The following is a 5,037-nucleotide window of genomic DNA, read 5'->3' as shown; positions in this document are numbered from 1 at the left end:
GGCCACATCCCCGTCGGTGAGCATGTCCCCGAGCTCGTCGGCGAGGAGGTCGGCGTACTCGCCCGGTGGGGTGTCGGTCTGATCGAGATAGCCGGCGGCCTGCTCCACCGCCAAGGGCAGATCCCCCAACAGCTCACAGATCCGATCGGCGACCGTCGGCTCCAACGCCGGGAACCGGTCGGTCAGCATCTGCATCGACTCGACGCGGCGCATCGTGGGAACCGTCACGGTGCCACCGAGTGCGGTCAAACCCCGCCGCCGTGACGTCACCAGCAGCCGGCCCGCCCCCGGCGACGGCCGAAAACCCTTAATCTTTCCGATCGTGTCGGAATCGTCGGCGTTGTCGAACACCAGCAGCGACCGGGGTAGACGCGCCCACGCCGCCACCACCGCAGCCGGCTCCGCATCCACCGACAACCCCACCGCCGGGGCCAACCCGGCCAGATACCCGTCGATCAACTCCGGCTCTTCGGCCGGTACCCAGCCCACCCGGTCGAACGCGTCGGCATACCGGTGGATGTACTCCACCACCAACGCGGTCTTTCCCACCCCACCCATCCCCGCCACCGCGGTCACCGCCACCGACCCCGCAGTTGCCAGCCGGTCGTGCACTTGATCGAGTAATGATTCGCGGCCGACGAAATGCGCCAGCCGGGCCGGCACATCCCACATCGCCGGCAGATCCGGCGGGAACACCGGAGCCGCCCCCACCGCCACACCACCAGCCGACCCGCCAGCAGGCCCAGCGCCCGGGAAAGCCGGCTCGACCGTCGGTTTGCCGCGTTCGGCGCGCGCGGCCTTCACCACCCGATCCGCCGCGATGCCCCGCTCCACCCCGAACAAATCCACCGACACGACCTGACCAAGCAGCCCCGGACGGTCGCAGTCCTCCACCCGGAACACCAGCAGCTTCCGCGCCCGACCAAGCGGATCGGCTCGCCAGGCCGCCTGCCACTCCGCCGCCGCGAACGCCGACGTGAGATAGGCCGCCGACAGCACCGCGACGGTTCGCGGCGACGTCTGCGTCGCCTGGTGCATTGCCTCCACGAACCCCGTCCCGGCGCCGAAATCCCACGCCTGGATCACCACCCGGTAGCCGGCGGCCTCCAACGTCCAGGCGATCCACTCCGCCCACGCCTGATCGCGCCCGGTGTACGACACGAAGAAGTCCGGAACGGTAACCTCACTGCCCCCCACGGTCACCCGGCCAGCATGTCACTACCACCCAACACACCCGAAACCAGCCATTCGACGGGCATCGTCCGACACCAGCCCGGGTCACGATGACAGCCAACGTGACAGCCCAGCCCACGAACAGCCACGGATACCGGCGTACCTCCCCAGACATCCGAGCCCAGGTCACCGGACTCGGCGCACGCGAGCGGACGTCCACGGAAGATCGCGAGCGAACTACGGATCAAGAGGTTGGGGGTTCGAGTCCCTCCGAGCGCACGCTGGTTGAGGCAGGTCAGAGCCCCGCAGCCGATCACACGGCGCGGGGCTCTGGGCTTTTCTGATCTCCAGTACTGCAATTAGTACTGCAATTGGAAACGATCAACCCTCGGACGCCACGCCGCCACCCGCATCATCGTCACGTTCCGTAGCATCCGATCGGGTCGGTGGAGCCAGCCGGCCGAGGATGCCATCCATGCTCGCTCTTCCGCCGATGGACGCCTTCGATCCGCACGACGGTGAGACGCTGGGCACTCTATGATCATCTACTGCGCTTACGCGGGCCATCGCACGAATGAAAACGGATCATGAGATTGATTGGATGTTGCTGATACAATCCCGGCAACTAGCCATGAGTCGGAAGCATGGGGGACTCTTGACCTGGCAACATGTACTCATTTCACTCGCAGTTCTGTTCGCGGCAAGCATCTTGCAACTCGTATTAACCGTTACTGCTCGAAGGGATTCGAGCACGGCATCGACAGGACATATGTTTGAATGGCAAGACGCAGATCTGTGGGCGGACTGGATCAATAATGCCATCCTAGCCTTTGGCATTCTTGCACTCAAGGATGGCGCCGAGCTGAGAAGCAACCAGATCGGAGTCCTCCTCGGATGCCTAGTTATTGGCCTAGCCATTGTTCCAAACTATGTCAGATGGTGTGGAACGGATCCCGCAACAGGAAATCTGCATAAGTATCGCGGACTGCTGGTATCAAACATCCTGGCTATTTTTCTCCTGGTAGCGGCACTTATCGCAGGAGTCGACCTATACTCATAGGAAGTGAAGTCGGATGCGTCGCTGGTTTAGCCAAATACGCCGCTGGTTTGGAGCGCAACTTGGCCCTATCCTGGCAATCCTATCTTTAGGGTCAGCCGCTTTCTTTGCCGCTGCACTCCTGGGAGGATTTTTACTGGCAGCCGCCGTTATGGCCACGGCGGCTATACTGGGCACTCTGGTAACTCTTGCAATCACACAATTATTCCAAAATCAAGTATATGAAACTCTACAACTCCTTCAACGCAACCCAGGCTCGCACGAGCTTAGAAGTATAGCTCGCGAATCACTCGCGCAACTTCCCCTCGCCGAGCAGATTAAGGCCTTTGAAAGAGTAGTGGGATCGAGAGGGATGGAAACATTTCGCATCAATGCAATTCTCTCGGATCGTGAACAAGATCTCACAGATCGCATCAGCCAAGCGCTGACACAAGCGTTCAGCGATCGACGATAGCCGATCACTTCAGGATTACCCGCCACTATAACTGGAAGCGATCATTTCCCGGACGCCTCGATGCCACCATCGTCACGTTCCGTATCGTCCGGCCGGGTCGGTGAGGCAAGCCCGCCCAAGATGGCGTCCATGCTTGCAGCCATCCAGCCATCTATCTCTTCAAACGATCTGGCAGCACATCAGTAGTTGCCCGCCTGCCAGAGAAACTTCCTTACCTGCAATATCGATATGCCAAGCTGGCCCACTCGGCAAGCTCTGCGCGCGCTCGATCAGCCGTCCAACGTGACAAGCTGAGAGGCCCACAAAAAAAGACGGCCACCATCGTAGGGCGATCGTGACCGTCGCTATCAGAAAGGATCAAGGATGGAGCCTGACAGGACACCCATCGGACCTAAGGGTGCACCTTTTCCTGCTGACGTGTATAACTGTACACGTCCTTCGTCTTGCAGGCAAGCGCTCCGAAGGAGCGGCTTGCGCAAGCTACCATGGGGGTCCGTACTCGGCGCTATAGTCCGGCTAGCCGTCTGGATCATCATCGATCACGAAAGCCGCTAACTACATGCGCGTCGGCAGGCTGGAATCTTGTCTGGCCTGCCGACGTACACTACTGCGCCACTGACATCGGCTTACACATCTACAGGACCAACGCCGCCCGCCGCAGCATTCCCACCAGAGATCATGCGGCCCAGGATGCCGTCCATGCTCGCCGCCGTGCCGCGACGGACGTCTTCCAGGACATCGATGTAGATATCGGCCGTGGTCGCGATCCGGGTGTGCCGGAGCAACGCCCGGATCTCGTTGAGATCCACCCCGGCGCGGAAAAGCAGCGTGGCCGAGGTGTGTCTCAGGTCGTGAACACGCGTTCGGTGGACGTCCGCATCCGCACAGACCTTGTCCCACCAACGGTTGACGTTCCGCGGCTGAATCCCCCGTCCGGTGGACGTGGTGAACACGAGCCCGTCATCATGCCAACCCAGTGCCGCCGCTTTCGCCGTGTCCTGCCGGTTCTTATGCTCCCGGAGCACCACGACGACCATTTCCGGTAGCGCAAGGGTCGCCTTCGACCCCCTGGTCTTCAGGTCGTCGTCCTCGACGAGCTCCCACCGCTTGCGTCCCGTGTCCGGATCGATCCCGACCAGGCGCCGCCGCTGCTTACGGCGAATCTCCACGGTGCCCGCGTCCAGGTCGATCACGTCCCAGCGCAGCCCGAGTGCCTCCCCCTTCCGTAGGCCCAGCGCCAGCATGACCATCCACAACGCGGCCAGGCGATCGACCAGCGCCACCGCCAGGACCCGGCCTGCGTCCGCATCCGACAACGCCCGCACCGGCGCACCGTCCTTACGGGGAGGCTGGACCAGCTCCGCAACGTTGCGCACCAACAACTCCTCCCGGACCGCGTCCTTCAGCGCCAGCCGCAGAATCGTCACCAGATAGCCGACGCTGCGCGCCGACAGCGCTTTGATCGGCTTCGGGTCGGGTGTCGCCACCCGCTTCGGCGGGCCAGGTTTGCGCCCGGTTCGCCGCTTCGGCCGCTCAACCTCGGTGGCCTGCTGTTGCGCTGCTTTCTCCGCGGCCTTGCGTGCCTTCTCCTCTTCCCGCCGTTGGCGAGCGGCAAGACCGGCCGCGGACGGTTCGGTGAGCTTCGCGGTCATCCACTGCCGGACGTGGGCTGTCGAGAGCTTGCGTAGCTCGTGTCGGCCCAGCACCGGGATGATGTGCAGCCGCGTCAACAGTTCATACGATTCGGCGCTTGACTCCGCGAGCGTGCCCGCCACCACCCGAGACGGCAGGACCACCGTCACCCACTGGTCGAGGTACTCCCCCACCGTCATCCGGGTGGACACCACCGGCACGCCGTCATCGATCGCCCGCCGCACCGTGCGGATCTCGTCAAAAACGGATTCTTTCGTCTTGCCGTACACGGTCTTGCGGGTACCGTCGGGCATGCTGACCTGACCGGCCCAACCATTGCGATACCGGTACGCCGACCCCTCGTTGTTCCCCCGCCGGCTCCCCTTCCCCGCGGCCATCACGCCACATCCAGCGGGTTACCGTCGGGCCAGGCAACCCGGTCACACCACGGGCAGCCATACCGGCTCTCTCCCATGTCGCAGGCGAATTCCTTCTCACCGGTCGCATCCGCATACCAGCGGCCCTGACCACGGCCTGCCCGGTCGAGATGCTCGTGTAGAGCTTCGACCACGGACACCGTCCGCGGCCCGTCATCGGGTCCGGATTCAGACAGCACGAAAGATCACTCCTTGCCGAAAGAAGAAAAGAACAGGAAGAACCGCCAGAAAAGGCGGCCGGATCACATCTGGCGATCCGGTGGGTCCCGGTCCTCTGGGCGCGG

4 protein-coding genes are annotated in these 5,037 nt (G+C 63.0%); 1 reads left to right on the top strand and 3 read right to left on the bottom strand.

From position 1 onward, the window contains the following. Positions 1–1,203 (bottom strand): TIR domain-containing protein (locus U9979_RS18985; RefSeq protein ID WP_322780446.1); only part of this gene is annotated, 1,203 nt, incomplete at its 3' end. A gap of 1,043 nt (positions 1,204–2,246) precedes the next feature. Here U9979_RS18985 and U9979_RS18980 point away from each other — a divergent pair. Then, positions 2,247–2,684, top strand: coding sequence for a hypothetical protein (locus U9979_RS18980; RefSeq protein WP_322780445.1), 438 nt, complete (start codon positions 2,247–2,249; stop codon positions 2,682–2,684). 626 nt (positions 2,685–3,310) lie between these two features. On the opposite strand, the gene U9979_RS18975 is transcribed toward U9979_RS18980, so the two are convergent. Together U9979_RS18975 and U9979_RS18970 are read right to left on the bottom strand one after the other, a co-directional pair. After that, a complete protein-coding gene (locus U9979_RS18975; RefSeq protein ID WP_322780444.1) occupies positions 3,311–4,714 on the bottom strand; it encodes a tyrosine-type recombinase/integrase in 1,404 nt (467 codons plus the stop codon). After that, positions 4,714–4,932 carry a hypothetical protein gene (locus tag U9979_RS18970; protein ID WP_322780443.1) on the bottom strand — a complete coding sequence of 73 codons (219 nt, stop codon included), beginning with the start codon at positions 4,930–4,932 and terminating at the stop codon, positions 4,714–4,716. Before U9979_RS18970 ends, U9979_RS18975 begins: the two co-directional genes overlap by 1 nt. Positions 4,933–5,037: the final 105 nt, after the last annotated feature.

This window comes from Protofrankia sp. Cas4 (genome assembly GCF_963555915.1).
In the GTDB taxonomy this organism is placed as follows: domain Bacteria; phylum Actinomycetota; class Actinomycetes; order Frankiales; family Frankiaceae; genus Protofrankia.
This window is presented reverse-complemented; position numbering and strand designations above follow the sequence as displayed.

What these genes read in the sequence shown, in the direction of transcription:
- U9979_RS18975 (WP_322780444.1), bottom strand. Translation starts at nt 4,714, where the DNA reads ATGGCCGCGGGGAAGGGGAGCCGGCGGGGGAACAACGAGGGGTCGGCG.
- U9979_RS18980 (WP_322780445.1), top strand. Translation starts at nt 2,247, where the DNA reads ATGCGTCGCTGGTTTAGCCAAATACGCCGCTGGTTTGGAGCGCAACTT.